We start from the raw sequence: 26,144 nt of genomic DNA, 5'->3' as shown, positions 1-26,144 counted from the left end.
CCCAGTCCCCCACCGAACAAGCGACGCCTGCGCCCCAGTTCAGCGACGTGGGAGGCTCACCGGTTTGAAACCGGTGAGGCCCTCCTCGTTCCGCGTTCAGGCAGTGTGAGCCGCGAGCTGGCCGCGATCCCGAAATCCCGTCTTCCGCAGCACATTGGACATGTGGAACTTCACGGTGCTTTCCGCGATGAAAAGCGATGCGGCGATCTCGCCGTTGTTCAGTCCCTGCGTGGCGAGCGCCGCAACCTCGATCTCACGCGTGGTCAGATTGACATGCGTGCGCGTTCCCGCCCACGCTTTTCCCTCCAGGCCCTCCGCATTATTCTCCATGGGCTCCGTGTTCAGTGAGCCCATCGATGAATTGATCAGCGAACGGGCCAGGGTCGGCGAGACCCACCCGTTTCCGGTCGACACTTCTCGCACTGCCGCGACGAATGAAGCATCGAGATCCTCCTGATCCATGAGGGCTCGAACATTTGCCTTGTGATCCCCACCCAGAGACGTCATGCTCTCCGACGCGACGACGACGGCAGGCGTGGACGACTTCACTTGCGGAAGCCTCTCGGCGTCCATGACGAGGACGTCGCACGGAGCCGGGCAGTGCACGCTTTCAATGACTTCCGAACCCCACCCCTCGTGAACGAAGACGCGCTCCAGCCTTCGTCGCAGGACGTCACCGGAAAGCGCCAGCCCGATATTGAAGCCGCCACCACGAGTCAAATCCGTCGCATTGAATCGCCGAGTGTTCAAGGTCCCCCTCCCGCGCCTGTGCTCCCCGCACAGGTCGTCACACGGTCATACCACCAAGGATCACTTTGCCCTAACAAAAGCGTTTATTTACTTGATCGATCGTATCTATCGCGGACGAAAAAGCAACTTCCGAAATATGGCGCCATGCGACTAATGGGCGTTTCACTCCTAGGCAACTTGCGGTGCTCCGGGCCACCGGCAAGACGCCAACGGGGTGGACTGTTCGTGGAGGTGCTGGTTGATCAGATGCGAGAACGCGCCGGTGAAAATGCGGCGGCCGGTGACGAGTTCGTCAAGCACGCAGCCGAGGGAGTACGGGTCGGAGGTGCCGGAGAGAGCTTCGGGTGCCATGTGGGCAGGGGTGCCGGTCATGCCACCGGTGGTGGCGATGTCGTGGTGGGAACGCTGCCCTTGGAGACCCCGAAGTCCACGACCGACGTGCGGCCGTCGTCACGGATGACGGTGTTCGACGGCTTGACGCCCGGTGGGTGAGCCCGCTTCGTGCGCGGCCTCCAGGGCACCCGCGACGCAGGCCGCGGTGTACAGCTCCACAGTCCTCAGGAACAGGCAGAAACACACAGTTCGAGACCGAACTACACCGCAGTCGGGAACCTCTGCCTGGACGGCAAAACACTAGGTCAGAGACTCTTCATGGGTGAGTCCGGCTGAGGGTGGCGGCCCCGGCAGTCCTTCTGGTTTTCAGGCACCTGACCACGGGGCGGGGGCCCCAGGATGGCCAACCGCGTGACCAACGCGACCAAGCGGGTGCCCGGTCCTCCCCAGACCCGTGCTCCGCATTGCGCCGTTGTGGCCCCAGCCCGGCGAAATTCACGCGAGTTGGGGCCCACTCGCCGACCGCTCCCGTCAGGCGCCGTCGATGACGCGCAGGGTCCCGGTGACGCCGAGCGCGGTGCCTGTGCCGTCCTCGGGTGCCCCCGTGAGCTCCCAGATGCGGGCGCCCGCGGCAGCGCTCGTACCGTCCACGAATCTTCCGTCCCAGCGGGGCGTCAGGGCGGCGCCCAGCCCGGTGGCATCGAGGGTGCGCACGACCTTGGACGTGCGCCTGATCACGACCTTGGCGCCGGTGACCGGCTTGGACAGTTGCCACGCCGGGGCCCGCGTCGTGCCGGATGTCAAGGCGTGACCGGGCGGCTTGGTCGGCGACCTCGGTGGTACCGACCGGGCCGGTCAGTCCTCCCGGCAACAGGGCGTGGGCGTAGCGACGGGTGAAGTCGCGGCGACGCCGGACGTTGGCGGAGATCTTCGGCGGGCCTGCCGAAGCCGTGCGGCCCTGCCCGGGTCCCGTGCCACCCTCCCCTCCTCCGCCTGGGTTTCAGGCACTGGCACCAACAAATCGTGAACGGTTCGCGCGCGGCCCGTGTGGTCTTCGGCATGTGAAGCAGCGGTGATGTTCCGAGCGGCAGGGGGTAAAGGGACCAGTCTCGAACTCAGGGAGGTCGCTGTGGGGCGTGATCGGATCGGACTGGCCGAGGTGCTGGCTGCCGCAGAGGCTGCGGCCCCAGTACGTTCACTTGATGTCGTCGCGCACAATCTGCGTGCGCGTTTTGACGCGCGTTATGTGTCGTTCCTGTTTGTTGACGTGGTCGGGCGACGCCTGCTGCGGGTCAATGAGGAGGGGACCGCACCGCAGGAGCGCGGCGCCGAGCAGATCCCTTTGGACGGCAGTGTCTACAACGAGGTCCTGCGCACCCAGAAGGCGCTGACGGTGGCCAACGGCAGCCGTGAGCAGAGGGTGTTCGCGCCGGTTTCCAACCGCGGCGATGCGATCGGGGTGCTGGAGCTGCGCCTGGAACACGTGTCCCAGAACGTGCTGGAGCAGGTCGAGGAGGTCGCACACGCGCTTGCGTACATCATCGTCACCGACCGCCGCTTCACCGACCTCTACCACTGGGGAAACCGGACCGCCTCAGTCACCCTGGCCGCGGAGATCCAGCGCCAGCTGCTGCCCTCGGCGCCCTCCTGCGAGTCCGCCGAATTCGCTCTCGCCGGTGCGCTGGTGCCCGCCTCCGACATCGCCGGGGACACCTACGACTACAGCCTGGACGAGAGCACCCTGCACCTGTCCATCACCGACGCCATGGGTCATGACGTCGACGCCTCGCTCATGGCCACCCTCCTGGTCAACGCCTCCCGCGGCGCCCGCCGCGCGGGAACCGATCTGGCCGAACAGGCCCGCCGTACCCACCAGGCACTCCTCGACCACGGCCGCAGGACCTTCGCCACCGGCCAGCTGCTGCGCATCGCCCTGGACGGCAGCAGCGCCCAGCTCGTCAACGCCGGGCATCCCTGGCCCCTGCGGCTCCGCGACGGGGCGGTCGAAGAGATCAAGTTGAAGGTCAACCTCCCCTTCGGTGTCCCGGTGCAGGGTGCCTATCCGGTGCAGGACCTCGACCTGCGTCCCGGTGACCGCCTCATGCTCTTCACCGACGGCATGCAGGAACGGAAGGCGTCCAGCGTCGACCTGCACGGACTGCTGCACGACACCGCCGTCGACCATCCGCGCGAGGTGGTGAGGACCATGGTCACCGCCGTCCGCGACGCCTGCCAGGACAACGTGGAGGACGACGCCACCGTCCTGTGCCTGGACTGGCACGGCCCCGACACCGGAAACGTCGGTGCCGCGGTGGGCACCTAGGGCGGCCGCGGGCGGGCCTCAAGGGGGTACGGAGGCCCACCGCGCCTCAAGGGGGCCCGGAGGCCCACCGCGAGGTGGCGGTGCCCGCGTCTCGGCTACCTCCGTCGGGCCCGCCGTGCCGCGGCCGCCCGCAGCACCCGCTTGCCCTCCGTCGACTGCACGAACGCCGCCCGCAGTCCGTCGCCGTCCTCGGCGAGGAGGTCGAGCAGGCGCTCCTGACGGCGTCGTTCCCCGGTGGTGAGGGGACCGCCGTCGCGGCCCCCGTCCAGATGCCGGTGTACGGAGAGGGCCACGGCCGAACACTCCACGGCCCACTCCCGCAGCTCCCCGGCCTCGTACCGGCGCGGCACGGCCGCCGCCCGCCGCAGCAGCTCCACAGGACCGGCCTCCACGGGACCGGCGTCCACAGGACCGACGTCCATGGCACCGGCGTCCGCAGGACCCGCCGGCTCGACGCCCGGGTCCGCGTGGTCCGCCGCCCGTACGACAGCCGCGGCGGCCAGCCGCAGCCGGCCCAGCCACTCCTCGCCGCCCTCGGCCGCCTCCCAGAGCGGGCGCAGCGCGGCGTCCGCGGCGTCCGCGGTGACCGTGACCCCGTCGACGTACTCAAGGAGCGGCAGACAGCGGTCCAGGCAGGCGAGCGCGCTCACGGCGAGGGCCCGCTCGTCGGCGCGGTCGATCCGATCGGCCAGCCCGGTCGGTTCCACCAGTGGCAGACTCACGCGTCCTCCTCGACACCATGACGGAACGTCAGGGGCTCGGGACCGCCCGGAGTGGCGGACCCTCTGCTTCCGTCTGCGTACCGGCACCGGAATACGTCACAGTGACAACGCCACCACACTCCGGTGGGTTCCCTGCCGGAACGTCACTGCTGCCGTTTCCACTGCTGTTGCGGCTGCTGCTACTGCTGTCGTTCGAGTCCCAGCACGTCCAGGAAGTAAGCGAACAGTTCCTCGGCCACCGGATCCGCTTCCGCCTTCAGCACGGCGACGAGCGGCTCCAGTTCCACGGTCCTTCCGGCCTCCGCCGCCCAGGACACGGCCTTCTCCGCCGCGTCCTCGGCCGACAGGAACAGGTCTTCCAGGAGCAGCCCGTCGGCCTGCAGGTACCCGGCCATCGCCTCGCGCCCCAGGCAGGCGAACCACGAACCGCCCTCGGGCGCCGCGGCCTCCACGACCACGCAGTCGCTGCCCATCACGAACGCGAACAGCGCCGGTGCCCCGGTCTCCCGGCACACGCCGCGCGCCAGCGCGCCCATGTCGCCGACCTCCGGCTCACTCGGGCGCTCCCAGACCTGCCAGCCGCCTGCGCGCTCGTCGTACAGCGCCAGATCGTCCCTGACCTCGGCCAATGCTTCCAGCTCCGAGAGCGGCCCGGTGTTCTTCCCTACGACGAAGTAACCCCAGAAACCCATGTTTCCCACTCCCCCCACGCGTTGACCTCAAGAGGCTCAAGCCTCACCCGGACTTCGGCGATACGGCCAGTTGCGCACGTATCCACCACAGTCCTGGCACATTGTGCCCACATGACGGGGGGTCATGACCATGGGGAGGGGGCTGCGGCCTGAATCACCCACCCACTCCGACCGGAATCCCCCTTCCGCCCCTGACCTCCCCCATGCGGGTCGGTTTGCGCTACCCCACCTCCCCCGCCAGCCTCTTGAATCCCTCCCAGTCCAGCCCCGGCTTCCGCGCGTCCCACAGTTTCTGGGCCGTCGCGCGCAGCGGCAGGCGCAGGCCGTGGGCGACCTGGGGCTGGGTCTGGGCGTTGTGGTAGTCGGACCAGACGGCGAGCTGGCCGCCGGTGATCCGGTCGTCGTAGCGGGCCGGGACGCTCTCGCTGCCGCGCAGGACGCGGGGGGTCCACTCGTCGTAGATGCGGCGGCCGGTCGGGTACTGGAAGGTGTTGGGCTCGCCCAGGACGTAGTAGAGGTACTCGTCGTTGACGTTGAGGACCTCGCGGCCCTCCTTGAGGTATTCAAGGGGCTCGCGGGCGCCGATCTCCTTGCCCGTCCAGTAGGCGACCTCGCGGGACTTCGGCGTGTCGACGACGCCGCCCGCGAAGTAGCCGTCGTTCCAGGCGCGGATGTCGGTCTTTCCGTACTCGGCGAGCGTCTCCGCGCGGTCGTTCAGCCAGCCCGTCGCCAGGTCCTGCACGCGGGCCCGCGCACCGTACCTGCGGTGGGCCTCGCGGGTGAGTTGCGGGTAGGTGGCCTCCGGGTTCGAGACGGTGAGCGCGCGGTACTCGTCGCCGCCCAGGTGCCAGTACGAGCCGGGGAAGAGCTCCGCGTACTCGGTGAGCAGCTCGTCGACGATCCGGGCCGCCTTCGGGTTCGCGATGTCGACCGCGCCGCGCGACGGCTTGCCGGAGACGCTGCGGAGCTGGAGGTCGGGGTGGGCGGCGATGACCGCGCCCAGGTGTCCTGGCGAGTCGATCTCGGGGATCACCCGGATGTGCCGGGAGGCGGCGAGGGCCACGATGCGGCGGACCTCGGCCTGGGTGAGCCGGTCCTTGGAGACGATCTCGGGGTGGGAGTCGGAGGCGATCCGGAAGCCCTGGTCGTCGGAGAAGTGCAGGCCGAACTCGTTCAGCTTGAGGTCGCCCATCTCGCGGATGCGGTCCTCGATCCAGGACGCGTCGAAGTGCTTGCGGGCGGTGTCGAGCGCGAACCCGCGCTTGGGCTTCGCGGGGGCGTCCCGCAGCACGCCGTCCGCGAGACCGCCGCCGGAGCGGACCGCCTGCTTGAGGGTGCGGGTGCCGTAGAAGACGCCCGCCTGGTCGCCGCCGGTGATCCGCACCCGGCCGCCGTGGGTCGTCACGGTGTACGACTCGGGTCCGCCGGTCGAGCCCGGCGCGCCCATCGCGAGCTCGACGTCGCCGGTACGGGCCGGGACGCTCTGTGCGTACCCCTTCCCGAGCTCTCCCGCGAGCAGCCGCCCCTCGTCGGCGAGGGCCGCCTCACTGCCCGCCGCCACGACGACCCGGGTGGTCGCCGCGGGCCGCCAGCCCGTTCCACGGCCGGCCCGTACGTCCCGTACGAAGGGAATGGTGCGCGGCGGCCCGGAGACGGGGCGCGTCGAGGACACGGCGGGGGACGGCGACGCGGGACGCCCGGCGTCCGCGCTCTTGGCGTCCTGGTCGGACGCGGCCGACTCCGATGCCGACTCCGAGGACTGCGGCCGGCCCTCCCCGTCCGGCCAGGCGGCGAACGTGACCGTGCCGGCCGCCGCGAGGGCCACGACGGCCCCGGCCACCAGCGCTCCGCGCGGCACCCGGCCCCGCACGGCCCGGTGTGACCTTCGGGAATTGCTCATCCGGCGTCCCCAACTCTCGCTTTTGGTACGAAAAGCACTGAACCCGCCCGAAACTACGAGCTTCCGGCGGCAGAACCGTCTACCCCGCGCGCGCAAACCCTCCCGTTCGGATGAAATTCGTGCATTCGTCGGACAGTTCTTCCCGGTCATCGCTAGCGTTGACGACCCCGCCACTGTCCCTTCCCGCACACCGCCACTCGACGGACTCGACGTAGGAGCCACGCTGCACCCCTCCGCCTCCCTTACAACGAGCGGCCGTGGCGGCCTGCCTCACCAGTCCGCGCCCCACCGGTCCGCGCCTCACCTGTCCGCGCCCATGCCCCATCAGTTTTCGCTCGACCGGTTCAACGAGTCCCCCGCGCGCACCGCCGAAGCCCTGCTCCTCGGGTGCTGCCGCAGCCGCCGCTGGGCCCAGCGGCTCGCCGCACACCGCCCCTACCCCGATCCGGACGCCCTGCTCGCCGCCGCCGACGAGGCGTCGTACGACCTGTCCGTCGGCGAGATCGCGGAGGCGCTGGCCCGTGAGGACCCGCCAGGACCCCGTGCGGACACCCCGCCGGCCGCGCAGACCGCGCTGCTGGCCGCCCACGACACGTACGAGAGCCGCTTCGGACACCCGTTCGTGATCTGTCTCGACACGCACGCGCCGGAGGAGCACCTCGACCAGATCCTCACCGGGATCCGCTTCCGGCTGGGCAACGAGCGGGACGAGGAGCGCGCCGTGGCCGCCGACGAGCTGCGCAGGCTCGCCCGGGGACGGCTCGCCCGGCTCGTACGGGAACCGTGGACGCGGGCGACACCCCGCACCGCCGGCCCGTCCGTCGCCGTACAGCCCGCCGGATAGCGGAGTTCGTGGCCGTTTGACTGGGCTGTTTGATTGCCTGTTTGATCACACCGGAGGCCCCCGGGCGAGGGAACCGACAACTCGTCGCTACGATGACCGGGGCCGGTGGACCGTACCCGGCCGGGTCAGACCGACATAACCAAGCCGGCCGACCCCAATCCCCGCTCCCGGAGGGTATTTCCGTGCCGGCTGGAACGCTGTATCGCGGCCGGGAAGGTATGTGGTCCTGGGTGGCTCATCGAGTCACCGGCGTCCTCATCTTCTTCTTCCTGTTCGTACACGTCCTCGACACCGCTCTCGTCCGCGTCTCTCCCGAGGCGTACGACGATGTCGTGGCCACCTACAAGACCCCGCTCGTGGCATGCCTCGAGTACGGCCTTGTCGCCGCCATCCTGTTCCACGCGCTGAACGGCCTTCGGGTCATCGCCGTGGACTTCTGGTCCAAGGGCGCCCGCTACCAGAAGCAGATGCTCTGGACCGTGCTGGGCGTCTGGATCGTGCTGATGGCCTTCGCGCTTGCGCCCGTCCTCGGTCACGCCGTACGCGAAGTCTTCGGGAGCTGAGTCAAGAACATGTCCGCTGAGACCTCTTCCGCAGTCGGTCCCGTCGAGGGCGTAAGCCTGTACGACGTGGACAACCCGGCGCCCGTCATCGAGCCCCCGCGCAAGCGGACCTCGAAGACGCCCCGCACCACGCGCACCAACTTCGAGCTGTACGGCTGGCTGTTCATGCGCCTGTCCGGCATCGTGCTCGTCGTCCTCGTCCTCGGCCACCTCCTGATCCAGCTGGTGCTGGACGGCGGCGTTTCGAAGATCGGCTTCGCCTTCGTGGCGGGCCGCTGGGCCTCGCCGTTCTGGCAGGCCTGGGACCTCGTCATGCTGTGGCTGGCCATGCTGCACGGCGCCAACGGCCTGCGTACCGTCATCAACGACTACGCGGAGCGGCCCACCACCCGCTTCTGGCTGAAGAACCTGCTGTACACCGCCACGGTGTTCACCGTCCTTCTGGGCACGCTGGTGATCTTCACCTTCGACCCGAACATCCGCTAGGCCCGGGGCTGAGGCAACCAAGATGAAGATTCACAAGTACGACACTGTCATCGTCGGCGCCGGTGGCGCGGGCATGCGCGCGGCCATCGAGTCGACCAAGCGCAGCCGCACCGCCGTCCTGACGAAGCTCTACCCCACGCGTTCCCACACGGGCGCGGCGCAGGGCGGCATGGCCGCGGCGCTGGCGAACGTGGAGGAGGACAACTGGGAGTGGCACACCTTCGACACGATCAAGGGCGGCGACTACCTGGTCGACCAGGACGCCGCCGAGATCCTGGCGAAGGAGGCCATCGACGCGGTCCTCGACCTGGAGAAGATGGGCCTGCCGTTCGGCCGTACGCCCCAGGGTGAGATCGACCAGCGCCGTTTCGGCGGTCACTCCCGCAACCACGGCGAGGCCCCCGTCCGCCGGTCCTGCTACTCGGGCGACCGCACCGGCCACATGATCCTCCAGACCCTCTACCAGAACTGCATCAAGGAGGGTGTGGAGTTCTTCAATGAGTTCTACGTCCTCGATCAGCTCATGGTGGAGGAGGACGGCGTCAAGAAGTCCGCGGGCGTCGTCGCGTACGAACTGGCCACCGGTGAGATCCACGTCTTCCAGGCCAAGTCGGTCATCTACGCCTCGGGCGGCACCGGCAAGTTCTTCAAGGTGACCTCCAACGCGCACACCCTGACCGGTGACGGCCAGGCCGCGTGCTACCGCCGCGGGCTGCCGCTGGAGGACATGGAGTTCTTCCAGTTCCACCCGACGGGCATCTGGCGCATGGGCATCCTGCTGACGGAGGGCGCCCGCGGTGAGGGCGGCATCCTCCGCAACAAGGACGGCGAGCGCTTCATGGAGAAGTACGCGCCGGTCATGAAGGACCTCGCGTCCCGTGACGTCGTCTCCCGCTCCATCTACACCGAGATCCGTGAGGGCCGCGGCTGCGGTCCCGAGGGCGACCACGTCTACCTCGACCTCACGCACCTCCCGCCGGAGCAGCTCGACGCCAAGCTCCCGGACATCACCGAGTTCGCGCGTACGTACCTGGGCATCGAGCCGTACACGGACCCGATCCCGATCCAGCCGACCGCGCACTACGCCATGGGCGGCATCCCGACGAACGTCAAGGGTGAGGTCCTCCGCGACAACACCACCGTCGTTCCCGGCCTGTACGCCGCCGGTGAGGTCGCCTGCGTCTCGGTGCACGGCGCCAACCGCCTGGGCACCAACTCGCTGCTCGACATCAACGTCTTCGGCAAGCGGGCCGGCATCGCCGCCGCCGAGTACAGCCACGCGAACGAGTTCGTCGAGCTGCCCGATGACCCGGCGTCGATGGTCGTCGACCAGGTCGAGCGGCTGCGCAACTCCACCGGCACCGAGCGCGTGGCCGCGCTGCGCCTGGAGCTCCAGGAGACCATGGACGCCAACGTCATGGTCTTCCGCACCGAGCAGACGATCAAGACGGCCGTCGAGAAGATCGCCGAGCTGCGCGAGCGCTACCTGAACGTGTCCATCCAGGACAAGGGCAAGCGCTTCAACACGGACCTGCTTGAGGCCGTCGAGCTGGGCAACCTGCTCGACCTGGCCGAGGTCATGGCCGTCTCGGCGCTGGCGCGCAAGGAGTCCCGCGGCGGTCACTACCGCGAGGACTTCCCGACCCGCGACGACGTCAACTTCATGCGCCACACCATGGCGTACCGCGAGGTCGCGGCCGACGGCTCCGAGTCGATCCGGCTCGACTACAAGCCGGTCGTCCAGACCCGCTACCAGCCGATGGAGCGTAAGTACTGATGGCTACCCCGACGATGGACAAGGCGGAGAAGGACGCCAAGGGCGCGCCCGAGGCCGGCTTCGCCGACTCTCCGTACATCACGGTCACCTTCCGGATCCGCCGCTTCAACCCCGAGGTGTCCGAGGACGCCGAGTGGCAGGACTTCGAGGTCGACATGGACCCGAAGGAGCGTGTCCTCGACGCCCTTCACAAGATCAAGTGGGACCAGGACGGCACGCTCACCTTCCGCCGTTCCTGCGCCCACGGCATCTGCGGCTCCGACGCGATGCGGATCAACGGCAAGAACAGGCTCGCCTGCAAGACGCTGATCAAGGACATCAACCCGCAGAAGCCGATCACGGTCGAGGCCATCAAGGGCCTGACGGTCCTCAAGGACCTGGTCGTGGACATGGAGCCGTTCTTCCAGGCCTACCGCGACGTGATGCCCTTCCTCATCACCAAGGGCAACGAGCCGACCCGCGAGCGTCTGCAGTCCCCCGAGGACCGCGAGCGCTTCGACGACACCACCAAGTGCATCCTGTGCGCCGCGTGCACGTCCTCGTGCCCGGTGTTCTGGAACGACGGCCAGTACTTCGGCCCGGCGGCGATCGTCAACGCGCACCGCTTCATCTTCGACAGCCGTGACGAGGGTGGCGAGCAGCGGCTCGAAATCCTCAACGACAAGGACGGCGTGTGGCGCTGCCGCACGACGTTCAACTGCACGGACGCCTGCCCGCGAGGCATCGAGGTCACCAAGGCGATCCAGGAAGTGAAGCGCGCGCTGATCACGCGTCGCTTCTGATCCTCCTGGCCGAACGAAGGTGAGAAGGGCCCCGCCCCCGGGTGACCGGGGGCGGGGCCCTTCTCGTACTCTGCGGGGCCCTTCTCGTACTTCTGCGGGTCCCTGCTCGTACCTCTGCGGGTCCCTACAGCCGGATCAGTTCCCACAGCCGCCAGATGCCCGTGCCGTCCGACAGGTACTGCACGCCGCCGACCTGGCCGTTGCTCAGCACGTAGTCCTTGGTCTGCCACAGCGGCACCAGCGGCACGTCCTGCGCGACGATCTTGTGCATCGCCTTGAAGTCTTCGACGGTGTCGCTGCGCTGGGAGGTGCGCTGCGTGCTGGCGATCAGCCGCTCGATCTGCGGGTTGGCGTACTCGTTCGCATTGCTGTTGCCCTTGCCGACGAGCGGCTGGCTGTAGTTGTCCGGGTCCGGGAAGTCGGCGACCCAGCCGAGGTTGTACGCGTCGAACCTGCCCGCCTTGTAGTCCGTCTGGAAATCGTCCCAGACCGTCTTCTCCTTCAGCGTGACGGAGAAGAGGCCCGACCCGTCCAGCTGCTTCTTCAGCTCCCTGGCCTCGGGCCGGGTCGCACCGCCCTTGGCGTACCCCAGGGTGAACTTCACCGGGATCTCCACGCCCGCCTTCTCCAGCGCCGCCTTCGCCTTCTTGACGCTGGGGCTGGAGGTGGCGTCGAAGAAGGGGGTCCCGTGGCCGATGACGCCCTTGGGGATGGCGTCGTAGAGCGGCTCGACGGTGTTGAAGTACACGTCGGCGGCCAGCTTCGGGCGGTCGACGAGGTACGAGACGGCCCGGCGGACGTCCCGGTCGGCGAAGGGCGAGGTCTTGCGGACGTTCAGGACCATGTTGCGGGTCTCGGTCGCGTCGACCTCGCTGACCTGGACGTTCGGGTCGCCGGGGGTCAGCTTGGAGAGCATTTCGGGCGGCAGCTGCCGGTGCGCGACGTCGAGTTCCTTGCCCTCCCACGCCTTCTGCATGTCCTCGGACGCCTCGAAGTAGTTCACGTCGACCGGATTGCCCGGCTTCTGCACGGCCCCCCGGTACTGCGGGTTCGGGGCGAGCCGGGCGAGCTTGCCCTTCGTGTACGAGGACAGGACGTACGGCCCCGAACCGTCGACTCCGGCCTCCTCCCGCTGGGCGGTCGCCGGGTACTTCTCGCTGTCGACGATCGAGCCCGCACCGGAAGCCACCTTGAAGGGGAAGGTGGCGTCGCCGGCGTGCAGGTTGAAGATGATCCTCGACCCGTCGACGGAGACCGACTTCAGCGTGGTGAAGAGGGAACGGGGGCCCACCTCCTGGCCGTTGCGCAGAATGCGGTCGTAGCTGAACTTGACGTCCCCGGCGGTGATCTTCTTCCCGTTGGAGAAGGCCAGACCGTCCTTGAGCTCGCACTGGTACGTCATGAGCTTCTGCCCGACGAAGTGGCACTCCTTGGCGGCGTCCGGAGTCGGCGTCGCCGCACCGGTCTTGAGCGTCAGCAGCGACTGGTAGAGGTTGCTGTAAAGCGCCCAGGAGCCCACGTCGTACGCATAGGCCGGGTCCAGCGAGGACGCCTTGTCGGTCGTACCGACCTTGATGGCCGCGACGTCGTCACCGTCCGAGGGGAGGAGCTGCCACGCCCCGACTGCGGCTCCTGCCACGACTGCCGCCGTGACGCTGACACGCAGGCGGATGGATCCCCTCGACCGCATAGTGACTTGCTCTCCTCGTAAGGCCCCACCCAGGGGCGGACGGAAGATCGACACGCCCAGCCCCACGATTCGTTCACCTAATCACACGAATTAGGACCACGGAAGGGGCAATTCTTTCCGAAGTGACACATGGGGCACAGGTGATCCACAAGTGATCCACAACTGACGTACGGGTTCAGAGCAGCTGCCGCAGGGATTCGCCGATGGCGGCCACTCCTTCGGCGATTTCGGTGGGGGTGCTCGCGGCGTAGCCGAGCACGAGACCCGGCCGGTGGGGGCGCTGGGCGTGCCAGGACAGCGGCTGGACCTTGACGCCGCGGGCGAGCGCCGCGGCGGCGAGGCCGGTGTCGGCGAAATCGGTGCCGGACTTTGACTCGAAGGTGATCGTGAGGTGCAGGCCCGCCGCGGTGCCGTGCACGGTCGCGTCCGGGAGATGGGTGCGGATCGCTTCGATCATCGCGTCGCGGCGACGTCGGTGGTGCCTGCGCAGGAGGCGCAACTGGCGTTCCATTTCGCCCGATTCCATGAACTGGGCCAGTGCCAGCTGCGGCAGGACCGCATTACCGAGGTCGGCGAACCGTTTGGCGTCCACGAGGACGTCGCGGTACTTCGGCGGGGCGAGGACCCAGCCGATGCGCAGCGCGGGGGCGAGGAGCTTGGACACACTGCCGGCGTAACAGACGCGGCCGGCGAGCACGGAGCGCAGGGCGGGCACCGGGGTCCGGTCGTAGCGGTGCTCGGCGTCGTAGTCGTCCTCGACGATCAGACCGCCGCTGTCGTGGGCCCAGTGCAGCAGTTCGGTGCGCCGGGCGCCGCGGAGGACCACGCCGGTGGGGAACTGGTGCGCGGGCGTGAGGAGAACGGCCGCCGCCCCCGACGCACGGAGTTCGTCGACGCGCACCCCTTCGGAGTCGACCGCGACGGGCGGGGTGTCCAGACGGCAGTGGTTCAGGTGCTGGCGGGCGCCGAGCGAACCGGGGTCCTCCACGGCCACCGCGCGGACGCCGTCCTCGTACAGCACCTGTCCGAGCAGGGTGAGCGTCTGGGCGGTGCCCGAGACGATGAGCAGCTCGTCGGGGTCCGCGCGGATGCCCCTGTTGCGGGCGATCCAGTGCGCCACGGCCAGGCGCAGCGCCGGGGCCCCGCGCGGATCCCCGTATCCGAGGTCGGACGCGGCGAGGCGGCCGACGGCACGGCGCTCGGCGCGCAGCCAGGCCGCGCGCGGGAAGGCGGCGAGGTCGGGGACGCCCGGGGAGAGGTCGATACGGGCCCTGGCCGCGCGCACCGCGTCGAAGACGCCGACGCCGGGTGCGGGGGCGAACAGGGCGTGCGGCGGGGGCACCGTCGCTCTCGCTGGCGCTGTCGCAGCCGGGGCCGGGGCTCCGACGACGACCGTTCCGCCACGTCCTCGCCCGGCGAGGTGTCCGTCCTCGATCAGGCGCTGGTACGCCTCGGTCACCACGCCCCGCGAGACGCCGAGTTCGCCCGCCAGGACCCGGGTGGCGGGCAGCCGGCTCCCCACCGGCAGCCTGCCGTCCGCCAGCGCGGCCCTGATCCGCCGGGCCAGCCAGTCGGACTTCCCGCCCAACGGGGCTTCCTCCAGGGCGAGATGAAGGAAATCGGACCCGGCGGCCACCGCCGGTATGGACCGGTCGACTGCACCAGGATTGGATCTGTCCATGAGTCCATACTGGGCCCAGGCTGAACCCATGACCACCACCACAGCAACACCCACTCCCGCAGTCGACTACGTGCACGGCTACTCACCGCGCGAAGGGCAGCGACTCGGCGACCAGGCGGACACCCTCGCGCAGTTGCTCCACGGCGGCACGTCCTACCCGCCCGGCAGCCGGGTGCTGGAGGTCGGCTGCGGGGTCGGCTCCCAGACGGTCCATCTGCTCCGGTCCAGCCCCGGGGCGCACATCGTCGCGGTCGACCAGTCCGAGGAGTCGCTCGCCCAGGCCCGCGCCCACGTCACGGGCCTGTTCCCCGACGCCCCGGTGCGGTGGCAGCAGGCAGACATCTTCGAACTCCCCTTCTCCGACGCGGAGTTCGACCACATCTTCGTGTGCTTCGTCCTGGAACACCTGGCGGATCCCCTGCGGGCACTGGCCGGACTGCGGCGCGTACTGCGGCCCGGGGGCACCATCACGGTGATCGAGGGAGACCACGGCTCGGCGTTCTTCCACCCCGACAGCGCGGACGCGCGCGCCGCGATCGACTGCCAGGTCCTCCTCCAGAAGGCGGCCGGCGGCAACGCGCTGCTCGGCCGACAGGTACAGCCGCTGCTGGACGGTGCCGGATACGAGAGCGTCGTGGTCCGGCCCCGTACGGTCTACGCCGACAGCACACGGCCCGGCCTGGTCGACGGCTTCACCCGCAACACGTTCCTCGCGATGGTCGAGTCCGTCCGGGACGACGCACTGGCCGCCGCCCTCACCACCGAGGCCGACTGGGACCGGGGAATCGCGGATCTGCACAGGGCCGCCGCTGACGACGGAACGTTCCACTACACCTTCTTCAAGGGCGTCGCGGTCAACCCGCATCACCCTCACTCTGCGTGGCGTGGGGCGGGACGGGCTGCTGGGGCGAACCGTGCGCCCGACAGTCCCGCCGAAGGTGGCGTACGAGAGGGCTCGCACGGCTCGTGAGCTGCACTTCTCGTCTCTCGGGCCCGGCGGAGGCGAGGGCGCGGCACCACGAGGCCAGTCAGCTTGTATGACCTATTTCCCTTACGGATAGTGGCCATTCCGATGGGCAGCCTGGTGGCGTCACAAGCCTCTGCGGAACAGTGAACAGGGAAGAGGGAACATGAGATCGAGCAGGCACAAGGGGCGGCTCCGAAGGTCGGTCCCGGCGATCGCCGGTGCCTTCCTGCTGCTGGCGGTGCTGCCCGCCAGCGCCCAGGGGGCGTCCGGCTCCTACACGTACCTCACGGCTTCCGGGCAGCCCTTCCAGGTCGCCGAGCCGCCGAGCGACACCTGTCTGCCGTTCGTCAGCGGCGCGGTGCGGTTCTCGAACGACACCACCGACACGGCCTTCCTGTACGCGGACGGCGCGTGCGGCGGGGGATGGGCGCTGGTGGGAGTGGGGGCCACCTGGGACCAGACGGGCGTACTGGCGGGAAGCGTGCGGCTCGGTTCGACCGCGCGGAGCGCACAAGGAGCGGGCAGGTGACGGCGCTGCAGCGGGCCGCGCGGGCCATGGTGACGACGGTGGCCGCCCTCACCACCGCCCTCGTCTTTCACACACCCGCCTCCGCCGCGGTCTCCGACGTGACGAACCCCGCCACGTCGGGCGTCGCGAGCGGTCAGGGCTTCGCCGCCGGCGGCGCGTACAAGTGGTGGACCTACGGCGACTGGAAGGTTGGCGACTGCCACCAGACCGGCGGCCATCTCCGGCTCTACGAGGACGGCAAGCTCACCTTCAGCGCACGGACGTGGACGGACTTCACCATGAGCGGCGACGTCTGGCACGCGCGGTTCCAGCTGAAGAACGCGGCGGGGAACATCATGTTCACCACGGCCACCTACGACAGCCCGACCATGTGGGCGAGCAAGAAGCACGACTGGGAACGGCAGGGCACGTTCGAGCCCGGCGTGTACAACGCGACCGTCACGCCCACCCAGTGGGCCTCCTGCTGACCGGGCCGTGAGTGGTGGCTCCGGGGAGTGCGCCCGGAGCCAGCACCGCGCCGGGGGGCGCGGCCGCGTTCAGGCCTGACGGGAAGCCAGTTGTACGAGGGTGATGTCGGACGGGGCACCGACGCGGACCGGCGGACCCCAGGCGCCCGCGCCGCGGGAGACGTAGAGCTGGGTGTCGCCGTAGCGTTCCAGGCCTGCGACGGTGGGGTTGGCGAGTTCGGCGATGAGGTTGCCGGGCCAGAGCTGGCCGCCGTGGGTGTGGCCGGAGAGCTGGAGGTCCACGCCGTGCCGGACCGCTTCGTGGATCTGGACCGGCTGGTGGGCGAGGAGCACGGAGGCGCGGGTGCGGTCGCGGTCGCCCAACGCCCTTGCGAAGTCGGGGCCTTGGCCGTACGCCTCACCGCCGACGTCGTTGACCCCGGCGAGGTCGAAGCCGGGGATCTCGACGCGGGCGTTCTCCAGGGGGTGCAGGCCCAGTTCGCGGATGTGGGCGAGCCAGGGGGCGGCGCCGGCGTAGTACTCGTGGTTGCCGGTGACGAAGAAGTTGCCGTGCTGTGAACGGAGTTGAGCGAGCGGCTCGGCGGCCCGCCCCAGGTCCTCGACGCTGCCGTCGACCAGGTCGCCGACGACCGCGATCAGGTCGGGCTGGGTGGAGTTGATGGCGTCGACGATGCGCTGGGTGTGGGCGCGGCCGAGGATGGGGCCGAGGTGGATATCGCTGACCACGGCTATGCGGAAGCCGTGGGAGGAGCGGGGGAGGTGGGCGAGGGGAACGGTGACGCGCTTGACGCGGGGGCCGCTGAGGACGCCGTACGCGCCGTAGCCGACGGTCGCGGTGGCGGCCACGGCTGCGGCGGCGCCGACGGTGCGGGAGATGAAGAGACGCCGAGACTGCTGGTTCCCGCCGCCCTGTGGGCAGCTGGGCCGCCCGGGGGTCCCTCCCTGCTCGAGCGAAGCCGAGAGTTTGGGGGCGGGTGGGCACAGGGCGGCCCCCGGCGGAGCCGCGCCCTCGCTTCCGCTCACGCTCGCTCCCGCCCCGCAGAGCGGGGGCGGCGCGACCTCAGCGGTCGCGGGCTCGGGCGGCACGGTGTCCCGCGAGCCCAGCCACCGCGCGAGCAGCGGGCGTATCGCTTCACCCGCCAGCAGCGCCAGCGTCACGTACAGGAGGAGGGCGAGCCAGAGGAAGCCCGGCCAGGCGAGGAGTTGCTGGAGCCAGAAGGGGGCGCCGATTCGGCCGGAGGTCACCGCTCCGAGGGATGTCAGCGGGAGCGCGATCGCGGCGGCCGCGCCGGCCCGCCGCACCCGGCGGCCCCGGGGGCCGGGCCCGGTGGTGTCCCGCACGAGGCGTTTCCACACGTACCAGTGGACGGCCCCGAGAAGGCCGAGCACACACAGGACGACCAGCACGGCAACGGCGATGACGAAACCCCCTCCACCCGCCCCGGCCGGGCGGGATGCTTCAAGGTACCGAGGCCCAGGTGGGGGCGTGTGGGGGCGGTCGGTTATCCGTCGTCGTCCTTGCCCGATCCGGACCCGCCCGGCTCGGGCGGTGCGTCCTTCGGGGCGGCCGCCGCCTCCTTCGGGTCGGGCTCGGTCATGGTGACGCCCCACTTCTGGGCGGAGCCGATCCGGACGCTGATCCTCTTGGTCTGGCCGGTCTTCTCGAAGTAGAGGATCACGGCCTGGCGCACCGAGCCGTCACCGTAGAAGTCCGCCGCCACGTCGCCCCCGGCCGCCTTGCCGAAGGTGTCGATCCAGTTGCGGGCGGTCTTCGCCGCCACGGCCCCGGCGTCCCCTGGTTCACCGTCCACCGGCAGGTCCTCGGCGGCGAGGGCGGCCAGGCCCTCGGCATCGCCGTCGGCCAGCCGCCAGACCACCCGCTGGACCATTTCCAGACTTCCCGTGCTCGGGTATCCCACGACGCGCAGCGGCTTGTACCCCACGTAGTCGTTCACGTAGTCCAGTTCGCCGTACGACGAACAGCCCGTCAGCGCGATGCCCGCACCGACGGCCAGGCTTCCGGCCGCGCGGAAGCTCACGCCTGTTCGCGCCGCAGCGCCCGTACCGAACGGAACCCGATCACGCCGACGGCCGTCCCCAGAAGGAAGGACGTCACGGCGAGCAGCAGGTGCACCCAGAAGTAGGCGGTCGGGTCGCCCGCGTCGTCGAAGGCGAGCCCGCTCCCGTCCTTGATCAGGTTTTTGACGAAAGTGGCCCAGATGAACCAGCTCCACACCCCGAAGGCGAGCAGGAACCAGGACGCGGAGCGGTTGAGCTTCATGGGCCCAGTATCGCCGCCGGCCGGCCCGACCGGTCGGCGGGGTGCGGGAGGCGGCCGGGTCGGGGCCGTCCCCCTTGGGCTGGTCCGGCGGCTGTTGCGGCGGGTCACAGCCGGTATGACCGGAACCACAGGTGGGCCCTGTACGTTCACGTCCGTGTCTGCCGTGAAAAGGACCGCCCTCGCGGTCGCCTCCGCCGCCCTGTTGGTGCCCACGATCCTCGTCGTACCGGCGGCGCATGCCGTCGATCCTGATCCGAAGTCGGACGACAAACCGAAGCCTCCGGCCGCGATGTCGTCGGTCGGCGGCGAGAAGCTGGGCAAGGCGGGGACGCAGGTGGAGCTGCTGCCCGGTGCGCCCGTGCTGCCCAAGGATCTGTCCGGGCGGTCGTGGATCGTCGCGGACGCGGAGAGCGGCGAGGTGCTCGCCTCGCACAACGCGCACTGGCGGCTGGCCCCCGCGTCCACCCTCAAGATGCTGTTCGCGGACACGGTGCTGCCGCGGCTGCCCAGGGACCAGGTCTACAAGGTCAAGCCGGCCGACCTGGAGGGCATGGGTGACGGCAGCAGTCTGGTCGGGGTCAAGGAGGACCTCGACTACAAGGTCCAGGATCTGTGGCGCGGAGTGTTCCTCAAGTCGGGCAATGACGCCGTACATGTGCTGACGGCGATGAACGGCGGTCTGCCCAAGACCGTCGCCGACATGAACGCGCACGCCCGCGAGCTCCAGGCCGTCGACACCCATGTGGCGTCCCCCGACGGCTACGACTCCCCCGGCCAGGTCTCCAGCGCGTACGACCTCACGCTGATCGCCCGCTCCGGCATGCAGAAGAAGGACTTCCGGGAGTACGCGGCGACCGTGCGCGCCAAGTTCCCCGGCGAGAGGCTTCCGGACGGCACGCGCGACAGTTTCGAGATCCAGAGCACCAACCGGCTGATGACGGGCGAGGACGACGTCGCCCCGTACAAGGGCATCGCGGGCGTCAAGAACGGCAACACCTCCCACGCCGGAGCCACCTTCACCGGGGTCGCCCAGCGCGGCGAGAAGGTCCTGCTCGTCACCGTCATGAACCCGCAGTCCGACGAGAGCCAGGCGGTCTACAAGGAGACCGCGCGGCTGCTCGACTGGGGTTTCCAGGCGGCCGGGAGGGTGAAGCCGGTCGGTGAGCTGGTCGCGCCGCGCTCGGTGGACACCGGCGCGGGCAAGGGCGCTCCCCCGGCGAAGGGGAAGGCGAAGGGGAAGGCGGAAGAGAGTGCGGCGCCGACCAGGCTGGCCGCTGTGGACAGCGGGTCCAGTGGGGTCGGCATCGCGCTCGCGGTGGCGGGCGGGCTGCTGGTGGTGCTGGCGGGTGCGGTGTTCCTGGTCAACCGGAAGTGGCCGGTGCCTGCGCTGTCGCGCCGCCGCCCGTAGGGGTCTTCGCGTCGTCGGTGCCGTCCGCGGGCGCTTCCCCGTCCGCGTGCGGTGCCGCCGTCCAGGCGGCGCAGCACAGCATCAGCTTTGCCGTGAAGTTGATCCACAGGAGCAGGGCGACGGGGACGCCGAAGGCCCCGTACATGCTCTTGGAGGCGACGCCGCTCATGTAGCCGCCCAGCAGCATCTTGAGGAGCTCGAAGCCGACCGCGCCGATGAGGGCCGCGGTGATGAGCCGGTGCCGTTCGGGCTGGACGCCGGGCAGCAGCGTCAGGACGTACAGCAGCAGCAGGAAGTCCGCGGCGACCGCGACCAGCAGGGCGGCGATCCGCAGCAGGACGCCGCCCGCGCCGCTCTCGGGGATGTCCAGGGTGCGGGCGGTCCAGCCGACCGCCGTGGAGCCGACGGCGGAGGCGAGAAGCGAGCCGAGCCCCGCGCCTCCGAGGCCGAGCAGGACGAGCCCGTCCTTGGCCTTGCGGAGGATCGGGTTGCCCTCGTCGGTGTCGTCCAACTGCCATACGACGCGCAGGCATTCACGCATCGATCCGACCCATCCGATGCCGGTGAAGAGGAGCAGGGCACCCGCGACGATGCCGACGGTGCCCGCGTTGTTGATGAGGGCGTCGATGTCGAGCTGGTCGGAGATCCCGGGGACCTGCTCGGCGATGCGGCTCTTGATGTCGGCGACCTGCTCCTTGCTGAGCACGGCCGCGCCGATCGCGGCGGCGACGGTGATCAGCGGGAAGAGCGCCAGGAAGCTGATGAAGGTGACCGCTGCGGCGAGTCTGCTCCACTTCGCGCGGTCGAGCGTCTCGTACGTGCGCCAGGCGTGCGTGCCCATCAGACGCACGACGAGCGGCCCGATGACGGGGAGGTTCTTCAACCAGTCCATGTTCCGTGTGTACCTGCCTGCCTTCTCGTACGGAAAACCAAAGTCCGTGTACCCCAAAAACGCAGGCAGGTGGCGAGCGCCATGCCGACGACCGAGCCGGAAACGGTGTCGGCGTGCGGGGAGGTCAGGCCGAGCCCGTAGTGCGAGAGCGCCAGGCAGAGCAACTGGAGCAGTGCGCCCGCCGCGTTGACGGCGAAGAAGATGCCGTACCGGCGCAGGCGTGAGGCCTGGGCCGCTTGGTTCTTGTACGTGCCGAGGGCGTTTCCCGCGTACGCGACGGTGCATCCGGCGAGGAACGCGACGGCCTTCGCGGGGAGCGGGTCCCAGCCGAGGGGGCCGCGCAGCCAGACGAAGAGGGCCAGGTCGGCGAGGTAGGCGCAGAGACCGACGGCGGCGAAGGAGCCGATCTCCGACCAGTCGAAGGTACGGGCCCTCACAGGTCGGCGACCGCGAGAGCGTACATCGCCGTCCAGATCAGGCCGATGAGCGCCAGGCCGCGGTCGCGCAGGACGACGTCCTCGGGGGCTCCGGCGGTGCCCCGGTCGGCGAAGACCGCGTACCGCAGGATTCCGGCGATGAAGGCGACCATGGAGAGTTCGCGCCAGGGCAGCAGGCCGCCGTCGCCGGGGGTCGAACCGGGGGCGCCGCCGTGCTCCAGGGCCCACAGGCAGTAGCCGAGTACGGCGACCCCGGCGGCGAGCTGCCAGACGAACCGCAGGTAGCCGGTGGTGTATTCGCCGAGCAGCGCCCTGGTCCTGCCCTTGTGCGGGCTGTCGGCCAGCTGGACGGCCTCGGAGTAGCGCTTGGCGGCGACCATGAACAGCGCGCCGAATCCTGTGGTGATCAGGAACCAGCGGGAGAGCGTGATGTCGAGCGCCACTCCGCCGATCATCGCGCGCATCAGGAAGCCCGCGGTGACGACGAGCAGGTCCAGGACGAGTACGTGCTTGAGGCGCAGGCAGTACGCCATCTGCATGACCACGTAGCCGGTGAGGAGGGCGGCGGTCATCGGGTTGCAGAGGAAGGCGGCGGCGGTCGGCGCGAGGACACCGAGCACGGCGCCGGTGGCGTACGCGACGGGGACGGGGACCTGTCCTGCGGCGACCGGGCGGCGGCACTTGGTGGGGTGGGCGCGGTCGGCCTCGGCGTCGAGGGCGTCGTTGATCAGGTAGACGGCGGCCGCGGCTGCCGTGAACAGGGCGAAGACGACGGCCAGTTGGGCCATCGAGCGGCTGGTGAAGAGCTGTCCTGCGGCGGCCGGGGCGGCCACCACGAGGCTGTTCTTGACCCACTGGCGGGGGCGCGCGGTGCGCAGCAGCCCCAGCGGGAGGCCCAGCCGGCGCCTGGCGTGGCGCTGCCGGGGCGGGGCGGCGGCGGCCGGGGCGCGCCGGTCCTGCTGTTTCTCCAGGAGGGGGAGGACGGTGCGGTCAGCCACGGAAGGCCCCCTGGAGGCTCTTCGCACCGGCGCAGGAAGCCCGCCGGAGGTTGGCCTCCCGGGCGCCCAGCCACTTGGCGCCGAGCCCCGCGGTGAGCCCTCCGAGCAGCGCGCCCGCGGCGACGTCGCTCGGGTAGTGGACGCCGACGACGAGGCGGGACACGCACATCGCGGCGGCCAGCGGCGGGACGACCTGCCTGCCGAAGGATCCGAGCGCACCGAGGGAGACCGCGGCCGCGGCCGCCGAGGTGGCGTGCGAGCTGGGGAAGGAGTACCGGCCCAGGGTCTTCACCAGGGGCTGCCGGGCGGGCAGTCGGGGGCGCGGGCGGCGCACCGCGCGCTTGAGTCCCATGCTCGCCGCCTGGGCCGCGCCGATCAGTGCCGTACCCCGCAGCCAGGCGTCCCGCCGGTCGCGGTCGACGGCCGCACCGACGAGTCCTGCGGCGAGCCAGAGGGCGCCGTGCTCGCCGCTGAAGGAGAGGGCGCGGGCGGCGGCGGCCACCCGCGGGTCCGTTCCGCAGTCGCGCATCGCGGACAGCAGACGGTGGTCCACATCTCGCATCTGTCATCCCTTGGATTCGGCCGGACTCTGCTGGATTCGGCGTGCGTGGCCCGGCGGGGCACACATCAGGGGAGACTCTTGTCGGAAAAAAGCCAATATTCATGACATTTAGTGATGACACTCGATCAACCACCCGTTCCGCCGAAACGTTGCTTAGTTGGACATAACCGGGCAACTTCAGCGGTACCGTCGCGCCCATGCCTGACACCGCACCCGCTCACGCACCCGAGCACCCCGCACCGTCCGCCGACGCCTTCGCCTCCGTGACCGGTTGGGGGCGGACCGCCCCGACGACCGCGCTGATGGTCCGCCCCCGTACGTACGAGGAGGCGGCGGCGGCGGTACGCGGCTGCGGGGCGCGCGGCTCCATCGCGCGGGGCCTGGGCCGGGCGTACGGCGACGCGGCGCAGAACGCGGGCGGTTCGGTCCTCGACATGACGGGCCTGGACCGCATCCGCAGCATCGACGCGGACGCCGGAGTCGTGGTGTGCGACGCGGGGGTGAGCCTGCACCGGCTGATGGAAGTGCTGCTGCCGCTGGGCTGGTTCGTGCCGGTGACGCCCGGGACGCGGTACGTCACGGTGGGCGGGGCGATCGGCGCCGACATCCACGGCAAGAACCACCACGTCTCGGGCGGCTTCTCCCGGCACGTGCGCGCGCTCCAACTCCTCGGCGCCGACGGGGAGTCGCGTACGGTGCTGCCGGGCACGGACCTGTTCGACGCGACGGCCGGCGGGATGGGCCTGACCGGGGTGATCCTGTCGGCGACCGTCCAACTCCTGCGCGTCGAGACCTCTTTGATGTCGGTGGACACCGAGCGGGCCGGCGACCTCGACGACCTGATGTCCCGGCTGACGGAGACCGACCACCTCTACCGGTACTCCGTCGCCTGGATCGACCTGCTGGCCCGCGGGGCCGCGATGGGGCGGTCCGTCCTCACCCGCGGCGACCACGCCCCGCTGGACGTACTGCCGGCGCGGGCCCGCCGCCACCCGCTGACGTTCCGCCCCGGCCGGCTCCCCGGCGCACCCGCCTTCGTGCCGGAGGGGCTCCTCGGCCGGAAGTCGGTCGGGCTCTTCAACGAGCTCTGGTACCGGCGGGCGCCACGCGCGCGCGTGGGCGAGCTGCAGAAGATCTCCACGTTCTTCCACCCCCTGGACGGCGTCCCGCACTGGAACCGGATCTACGGGCGCTCCGGCTTCGTCCAGTACCAGTTCGTGGTCCCGTACGGGCAGGAGGAGGCGCTGCGGCGGATCGTGGGCCGGATCTCGCAGCGCGGCTGCCCGTCCTTCCTCGCCGTCCTGAAGCGGTTCGGCGACGGCGACCCTGGCTGGCTTTCGTTCCCGCTCCCCGGCTGGACGCTCGCCCTGGACATCCCGGCGAACCTGCCGCGCCTCGGCGCCTTCCTCGACGGGCTCGACGAGGAGGTGGCCGCCGCGGACGGGCGGATCTACCTGGCCAAGGACTCGCGGGTGCGGCCCGAGACGCTCGCCGCGATGTACCCGAAGCTGGCCGCCTTCCGCGCCCTGCGGGCCGAACTGGACCCGCACGGGGTCTTCACCTCGGACCTGTCCCGCCGCCTCGCACTCTGATTCATCCGCTCTCTGAGGAGTACGTCATGAAGGACGCCTTCGGCACCCCGCAGTCCCTGCTCGTCCTCGGCGGCACGTCCGAGATCGCTCTCGCCACCGCCCGCCGCCTCGTCGCCCGCCGCACCCGTACGGTGTGGCTGGCCGGCCGCCCCTCGCCCGCCCTGGAGGCCGCGGCGGGGCAGCTGCGCGACCTCGGCGCCGACGTCCGTACGGTCGCCTTCGACGCGCTCGACAGCGCCTCCCACGAGGAGGTGCTGGGCAAGGTCTTCACCGAGGGCGACATCGACATGGTGCTGATCGCCTTCGGGCTGCTCGGCGACCAGACCAACGACGAGGCCGAACCGATGGCCGCCGTACGGGTCGCCCAGACCAACTACACGGGCGCGGTCTCGGCGGGCCTGGTCTGCGCGAACGCCCTCCAGGGCCAGGGCCACGGCTCCCTCGTCGTGCTGTCCTCGGTCGCGGGCGAGCGGGCCCGCCGGGCGAACTTCATCTACGGCTCCAGCAAGGCGGGCCTCGACGCGTTCACCCAGGGCCTCGGCGACGCGCTGCACGGGACGGGGGTGCATGTGATGGTCGTACGCCCGGGGTTCGTCCGGACGAAGATGACGGAGGGGAGGCAGGAGACACCGCTGGCGACGACTCCTGAGGCGGTCGCGGAGGCGATCGAGTCGGGGCTGCGCCGCCGGGCCGAGGTGGTGTGGGTACCGGGCGCACTGCGCGCGGTGATGTCAGCCCTGCGCCACGTGCCGAGGCCCTTGTTCCGGCGCCTGCCGGTCTGATTTCTTCGTGCGGGTTCGTCGTGGCTGGTCGCGCAGTTCCCCGCGCCCCTAGGTATCTAATGCAGCGCCGGAGTGTCCTGCGGCAACCCCTGCGGGGGAATCTCTCCCCGCTCGGTGCCTCCGAACGCGTAGTCGCACAGCTTGCGCCAGACGCCGTCCGGGCCCTGCTCGTACAGGGCGAAGGAGGCGCAGGACCACTGCGCGGCGTACGTCGACAGTTCTTCGTACGCCCGGTCCATGCCCTCCTCCGTGATCCCGTGGGCCACGGTGACATGCGGGTGGTACGGGAACTGCAGCTCCCGCACCAGCGGCCCCGACGCGTCCCGCACGCGCTTCTGCAGCCACGCGCACGCGGACGCCCCCTCGACGACCTTCACGAAGACGACCGGCGACAGCGGCCGGAAGGTCCCCGTCCCCGACAGCCGCATCGGGAAGGGCCGTACCGAATCGGCGACCGCCGTGAGGTGCGCCTCGACGGCCGGCAGCGCGTCCGCGTCGATCTCGGTCGGCGGGAGCAGGGTGACGTGCGTAGGAATGCCGTGTGCGGCAGGGTCCCCGAAGGCCGCGCGCCGCTCCTGGAGCAGGCTGCCGTACGGCTCCGGGACCGCGATCGAAACGCCGAGCGTTACGGTCCCCACGTCGTTCTCCTCCGTCGTCGGTGCGGGCCGCCCGGCGGCGCGGCCGCG

General features: G+C 70.3%; 28 protein-coding genes. 12 read left to right on the top strand and 16 right to left on the bottom strand.

All coding sequences use genetic code 11. The features are described from left to right. Positions 1–96 precede the first annotated feature (96 nt). The 3 genes from AB0D18_RS36370 to AB0D18_RS36360 all read right to left on the bottom strand — a co-directional run bounded on the left by AB0D18_RS36370 (position 97) and on the right by AB0D18_RS36360 (position 1,887). Positions 97–750, bottom strand: a complete 654-nt coding sequence (locus AB0D18_RS36370; RefSeq protein ID WP_362428864.1) for a response regulator transcription factor — start codon at positions 748–750, stop codon at positions 97–99. A 168-nt stretch (positions 751–918) separates the two neighbouring features. Continuing rightward, a complete protein-coding gene (locus AB0D18_RS36365; RefSeq protein ID WP_362428861.1) occupies positions 919–1,122 on the bottom strand; it encodes a hypothetical protein in 204 nt (67 codons plus the stop codon). A gap of 492 nt (positions 1,123–1,614) precedes the next feature. Further along, positions 1,615–1,887: a hypothetical protein gene (locus AB0D18_RS36360; RefSeq protein ID WP_362428858.1), complete on the bottom strand. Its 273-nt coding sequence runs from the start codon at positions 1,885–1,887 to the stop codon at positions 1,615–1,617. A 325-nt stretch (positions 1,888–2,212) separates the two neighbouring features. Here AB0D18_RS36360 and AB0D18_RS36355 point away from each other — a divergent pair, with 325 nt between their 5' ends. Continuing rightward, entirely contained in the window at positions 2,213–3,406 is a 1,194-nt protein-coding gene (locus AB0D18_RS36355) for a PP2C family protein-serine/threonine phosphatase (RefSeq protein WP_362428855.1), read from the top strand. A 95-nt stretch (positions 3,407–3,501) separates the two neighbouring features. On the opposite strand, the gene AB0D18_RS36350 is transcribed toward AB0D18_RS36355, so the two are convergent. The 3 genes from AB0D18_RS36350 to AB0D18_RS36340 all read right to left on the bottom strand — a co-directional run bounded on the left by AB0D18_RS36350 (position 3,502) and on the right by AB0D18_RS36340 (position 6,720). Beyond that, the gene (locus AB0D18_RS36350) at positions 3,502–4,128 is read right to left on the bottom strand and encodes a hypothetical protein (protein ID WP_362428852.1); all 627 of its coding nucleotides are present in this window, start codon (positions 4,126–4,128) and stop codon (positions 3,502–3,504) included. Between the two features lie 179 nt (positions 4,129–4,307). Beyond that, complete coding sequence (locus AB0D18_RS36345; protein ID WP_362428849.1) at positions 4,308–4,820, bottom strand: hypothetical protein; 513 nt, start codon at positions 4,818–4,820, stop codon at positions 4,308–4,310. A 220-nt stretch (positions 4,821–5,040) separates the two neighbouring features. Further along, the gene (locus tag AB0D18_RS36340; protein WP_362428846.1) at positions 5,041–6,720 is read right to left on the bottom strand and encodes a glycoside hydrolase family 20 protein; all 1,680 of its coding nucleotides are present in this window, start codon (positions 6,718–6,720) and stop codon (positions 5,041–5,043) included. Positions 6,721–7,036: 316 nt separating this feature from the next. Here AB0D18_RS36340 and AB0D18_RS36335 point away from each other — a divergent pair, with 316 nt between their 5' ends. The 5 genes from AB0D18_RS36335 to AB0D18_RS36315 all read left to right on the top strand — a co-directional run bounded on the left by AB0D18_RS36335 (position 7,037) and on the right by AB0D18_RS36315 (position 11,172). Beyond that, positions 7,037–7,564 carry a 2-oxo-4-hydroxy-4-carboxy-5-ureidoimidazoline decarboxylase gene (locus AB0D18_RS36335; RefSeq protein WP_362428843.1) on the top strand — a complete coding sequence of 176 codons (528 nt, stop codon included), beginning with the start codon at positions 7,037–7,039 and terminating at the stop codon, positions 7,562–7,564. Positions 7,565–7,746: 182 nt separating this feature from the next. Next, positions 7,747–8,127: a succinate dehydrogenase, cytochrome b556 subunit gene (gene sdhC / locus AB0D18_RS36330; RefSeq protein WP_362428840.1), complete on the top strand. Its 381-nt coding sequence runs from the start codon at positions 7,747–7,749 to the stop codon at positions 8,125–8,127. Between the two features lie 9 nt (positions 8,128–8,136). Beyond that, positions 8,137–8,613, top strand: coding sequence for a succinate dehydrogenase hydrophobic membrane anchor subunit (locus AB0D18_RS36325; protein ID WP_362428837.1), 477 nt, complete (start codon positions 8,137–8,139; stop codon positions 8,611–8,613). Between the two features lie 22 nt (positions 8,614–8,635). Continuing rightward, positions 8,636–10,390: a succinate dehydrogenase flavoprotein subunit gene (gene sdhA / locus AB0D18_RS36320; protein ID WP_362428834.1), complete on the top strand. Its 1,755-nt coding sequence runs from the start codon at positions 8,636–8,638 to the stop codon at positions 10,388–10,390. Next, positions 10,390–11,172: a succinate dehydrogenase iron-sulfur subunit gene (locus tag AB0D18_RS36315; protein ID WP_362428831.1), complete on the top strand. Its 783-nt coding sequence runs from the start codon at positions 10,390–10,392 to the stop codon at positions 11,170–11,172. Before sdhA ends, AB0D18_RS36315 begins: the two co-directional genes overlap by 1 nt. A 124-nt stretch (positions 11,173–11,296) precedes the next feature. Here the strand turns inward: AB0D18_RS36315 and AB0D18_RS36310 are convergent, their stop codons facing one another. Next, positions 11,297–12,862 (bottom strand): ABC transporter substrate-binding protein, encoded by a 1,566-nt coding sequence (locus tag AB0D18_RS36310; protein WP_362428828.1) that lies wholly within the window; start codon positions 12,860–12,862, stop codon positions 11,297–11,299. Between the two features lie 175 nt (positions 12,863–13,037). Then, complete coding sequence (locus tag AB0D18_RS36305) at positions 13,038–14,543, bottom strand: PLP-dependent aminotransferase family protein (protein ID WP_362428825.1); 1,506 nt, start codon at positions 14,541–14,543, stop codon at positions 13,038–13,040. Positions 14,544–14,571: 28 nt separating this feature from the next. Between AB0D18_RS36305 and AB0D18_RS36300 the strand changes: the two genes are divergently transcribed. From AB0D18_RS36300 to AB0D18_RS36290, 3 genes are all read left to right on the top strand, one after another. Then, on the top strand, positions 14,572–15,513 hold the full coding sequence (locus tag AB0D18_RS36300) for a methyltransferase domain-containing protein (protein ID WP_362428822.1): 942 nt from the start codon (positions 14,572–14,574) through the stop codon (positions 15,511–15,513). A gap of 160 nt (positions 15,514–15,673) precedes the next feature. Beyond that, complete coding sequence (locus AB0D18_RS36295) at positions 15,674–16,039, top strand: hypothetical protein (RefSeq protein WP_362428819.1); 366 nt, start codon at positions 15,674–15,676, stop codon at positions 16,037–16,039. After that, positions 16,036–16,506: a DUF6294 family protein gene (locus AB0D18_RS36290; RefSeq protein WP_362428816.1), complete on the top strand. Its 471-nt coding sequence runs from the start codon at positions 16,036–16,038 to the stop codon at positions 16,504–16,506. Before AB0D18_RS36295 ends, AB0D18_RS36290 begins: the two co-directional genes overlap by 4 nt. Positions 16,507–16,575: 69 nt before the next feature. On the opposite strand, the gene AB0D18_RS36285 is transcribed toward AB0D18_RS36290, so the two are convergent. The 3 genes from AB0D18_RS36285 to AB0D18_RS36275 all read right to left on the bottom strand — a co-directional run bounded on the left by AB0D18_RS36285 (position 16,576) and on the right by AB0D18_RS36275 (position 18,787). Continuing rightward, positions 16,576–17,913 (bottom strand): metallophosphoesterase, encoded by a 1,338-nt coding sequence (locus AB0D18_RS36285; RefSeq protein WP_362428814.1) that lies wholly within the window; start codon positions 17,911–17,913, stop codon positions 16,576–16,578. Positions 17,914–18,008: 95 nt separating this feature from the next. Next, on the bottom strand, positions 18,009–18,545 hold the full coding sequence (locus AB0D18_RS36280) for a hypothetical protein (RefSeq protein WP_362428811.1): 537 nt from the start codon (positions 18,543–18,545) through the stop codon (positions 18,009–18,011). Continuing rightward, positions 18,542–18,787, bottom strand: coding sequence for a hypothetical protein (locus AB0D18_RS36275; protein WP_362428808.1), 246 nt, complete (start codon positions 18,785–18,787; stop codon positions 18,542–18,544). Before AB0D18_RS36275 ends, AB0D18_RS36280 begins: the two co-directional genes overlap by 4 nt. Positions 18,788–18,941: 154 nt before the next feature. Here AB0D18_RS36275 and AB0D18_RS36270 point away from each other — a divergent pair, with 154 nt between their 5' ends. Beyond that, positions 18,942–20,195 (top strand): D-alanyl-D-alanine carboxypeptidase, encoded by a 1,254-nt coding sequence (locus tag AB0D18_RS36270; RefSeq protein WP_362428806.1) that lies wholly within the window; start codon positions 18,942–18,944, stop codon positions 20,193–20,195. Here the strand turns inward: AB0D18_RS36270 and AB0D18_RS36265 are convergent. The 4 genes from AB0D18_RS36265 to AB0D18_RS36250 form a co-directional block, all read right to left on the bottom strand. Further along, positions 20,149–21,087, bottom strand: coding sequence for a YihY/virulence factor BrkB family protein (locus AB0D18_RS36265; protein WP_362428803.1), 939 nt, complete (start codon positions 21,085–21,087; stop codon positions 20,149–20,151). The genes AB0D18_RS36270 and AB0D18_RS36265 overlap by 47 nt on opposite strands. Further along, positions 21,075–21,524: a GtrA family protein gene (locus AB0D18_RS36260; protein ID WP_362428802.1), complete on the bottom strand. Its 450-nt coding sequence runs from the start codon at positions 21,522–21,524 to the stop codon at positions 21,075–21,077. The genes AB0D18_RS36265 and AB0D18_RS36260 overlap by 13 nt, the downstream gene beginning before the upstream one ends. Next, positions 21,521–22,423, bottom strand: a complete 903-nt coding sequence (locus AB0D18_RS36255; protein ID WP_362428884.1) for a decaprenyl-phosphate phosphoribosyltransferase — start codon at positions 22,421–22,423, stop codon at positions 21,521–21,523. Before AB0D18_RS36255 ends, AB0D18_RS36260 begins: the two co-directional genes overlap by 4 nt. Positions 22,424–22,514: 91 nt before the next feature. After that, on the bottom strand, positions 22,515–23,084 hold the full coding sequence (locus AB0D18_RS36250; RefSeq protein ID WP_362428799.1) for a phosphatase PAP2 family protein: 570 nt from the start codon (positions 23,082–23,084) through the stop codon (positions 22,515–22,517). A 302-nt stretch (positions 23,085–23,386) separates the two neighbouring features. On the opposite strand from AB0D18_RS36250, the gene AB0D18_RS36245 reads away from it, so the two are divergent. After that, a complete protein-coding gene (locus tag AB0D18_RS36245) occupies positions 23,387–24,676 on the top strand; it encodes an FAD-binding oxidoreductase (protein WP_362428881.1) in 1,290 nt (429 codons plus the stop codon). A gap of 26 nt (positions 24,677–24,702) precedes the next feature. Beyond that, a complete protein-coding gene (locus AB0D18_RS36240; RefSeq protein ID WP_362428796.1) occupies positions 24,703–25,458 on the top strand; it encodes a decaprenylphospho-beta-D-erythro-pentofuranosid-2-ulose 2-reductase in 756 nt (251 codons plus the stop codon). A gap of 56 nt (positions 25,459–25,514) precedes the next feature. On the opposite strand, the gene AB0D18_RS36235 is transcribed toward AB0D18_RS36240, so the two are convergent. After that, positions 25,515–26,096: a 2'-5' RNA ligase family protein gene (locus AB0D18_RS36235; RefSeq protein WP_362428878.1), complete on the bottom strand. Its 582-nt coding sequence runs from the start codon at positions 26,094–26,096 to the stop codon at positions 25,515–25,517. Positions 26,097–26,144: the final 48 nt, after the last annotated feature.

This window comes from Streptomyces sp. NPDC048442 (assembly GCF_040651475.1).
In the GTDB taxonomy this organism is placed as follows: Bacteria; Actinomycetota; Actinomycetes; order Streptomycetales; family Streptomycetaceae; genus Streptomyces.
This window is presented reverse-complemented; position numbering and strand designations above follow the sequence as displayed.

Coding starts and splice junctions, on each gene's coding strand:
- AB0D18_RS36315 (WP_362428831.1), top strand. CDS start 10,390: ATGGCTACCCCGACGATGGACAAGGCGGAGAAGGACGCCAAGGGCGCG.
- AB0D18_RS36300 (WP_362428822.1), top strand. CDS start 14,572: ATGACCACCACCACAGCAACACCCACTCCCGCAGTCGACTACGTGCAC.
- sdhA (WP_362428834.1), top strand. CDS start 8,636: ATGAAGATTCACAAGTACGACACTGTCATCGTCGGCGCCGGTGGCGCG.
- AB0D18_RS36275 (WP_362428808.1), bottom strand. CDS start 18,787: ATGAAGCTCAACCGCTCCGCGTCCTGGTTCCTGCTCGCCTTCGGGGTG.
- AB0D18_RS36295 (WP_362428819.1), top strand. CDS start 15,674: ATGAGATCGAGCAGGCACAAGGGGCGGCTCCGAAGGTCGGTCCCGGCG.
- AB0D18_RS36265 (WP_362428803.1), bottom strand. CDS start 21,087: ATGGACTGGTTGAAGAACCTCCCCGTCATCGGGCCGCTCGTCGTGCGT.
- AB0D18_RS36335 (WP_362428843.1), top strand. CDS start 7,037: ATGCCCCATCAGTTTTCGCTCGACCGGTTCAACGAGTCCCCCGCGCGC.
- AB0D18_RS36250 (WP_362428799.1), bottom strand. CDS start 23,084: ATGCGAGATGTGGACCACCGTCTGCTGTCCGCGATGCGCGACTGCGGA.
- AB0D18_RS36345 (WP_362428849.1), bottom strand. CDS start 4,820: ATGGGTTTCTGGGGTTACTTCGTCGTAGGGAAGAACACCGGGCCGCTC.
- AB0D18_RS36365 (WP_362428861.1), bottom strand. CDS start 1,122: ATGACCGGCACCCCTGCCCACATGGCACCCGAAGCTCTCTCCGGCACC.
- AB0D18_RS36245 (WP_362428881.1), top strand. CDS start 23,387: ATGGTCCGCCCCCGTACGTACGAGGAGGCGGCGGCGGCGGTACGCGGC.
- AB0D18_RS36340 (WP_362428846.1), bottom strand. CDS start 6,720: ATGAGCAATTCCCGAAGGTCACACCGGGCCGTGCGGGGCCGGGTGCCG.
- AB0D18_RS36305 (WP_362428825.1), bottom strand. CDS start 14,543: ATGGACAGATCCAATCCTGGTGCAGTCGACCGGTCCATACCGGCGGTG.
- AB0D18_RS36240 (WP_362428796.1), top strand. CDS start 24,703: ATGAAGGACGCCTTCGGCACCCCGCAGTCCCTGCTCGTCCTCGGCGGC.
- AB0D18_RS36325 (WP_362428837.1), top strand. CDS start 8,137: ATGTCCGCTGAGACCTCTTCCGCAGTCGGTCCCGTCGAGGGCGTAAGC.
- AB0D18_RS36310 (WP_362428828.1), bottom strand. CDS start 12,862: ATGCGGTCGAGGGGATCCATCCGCCTGCGTGTCAGCGTCACGGCGGCA.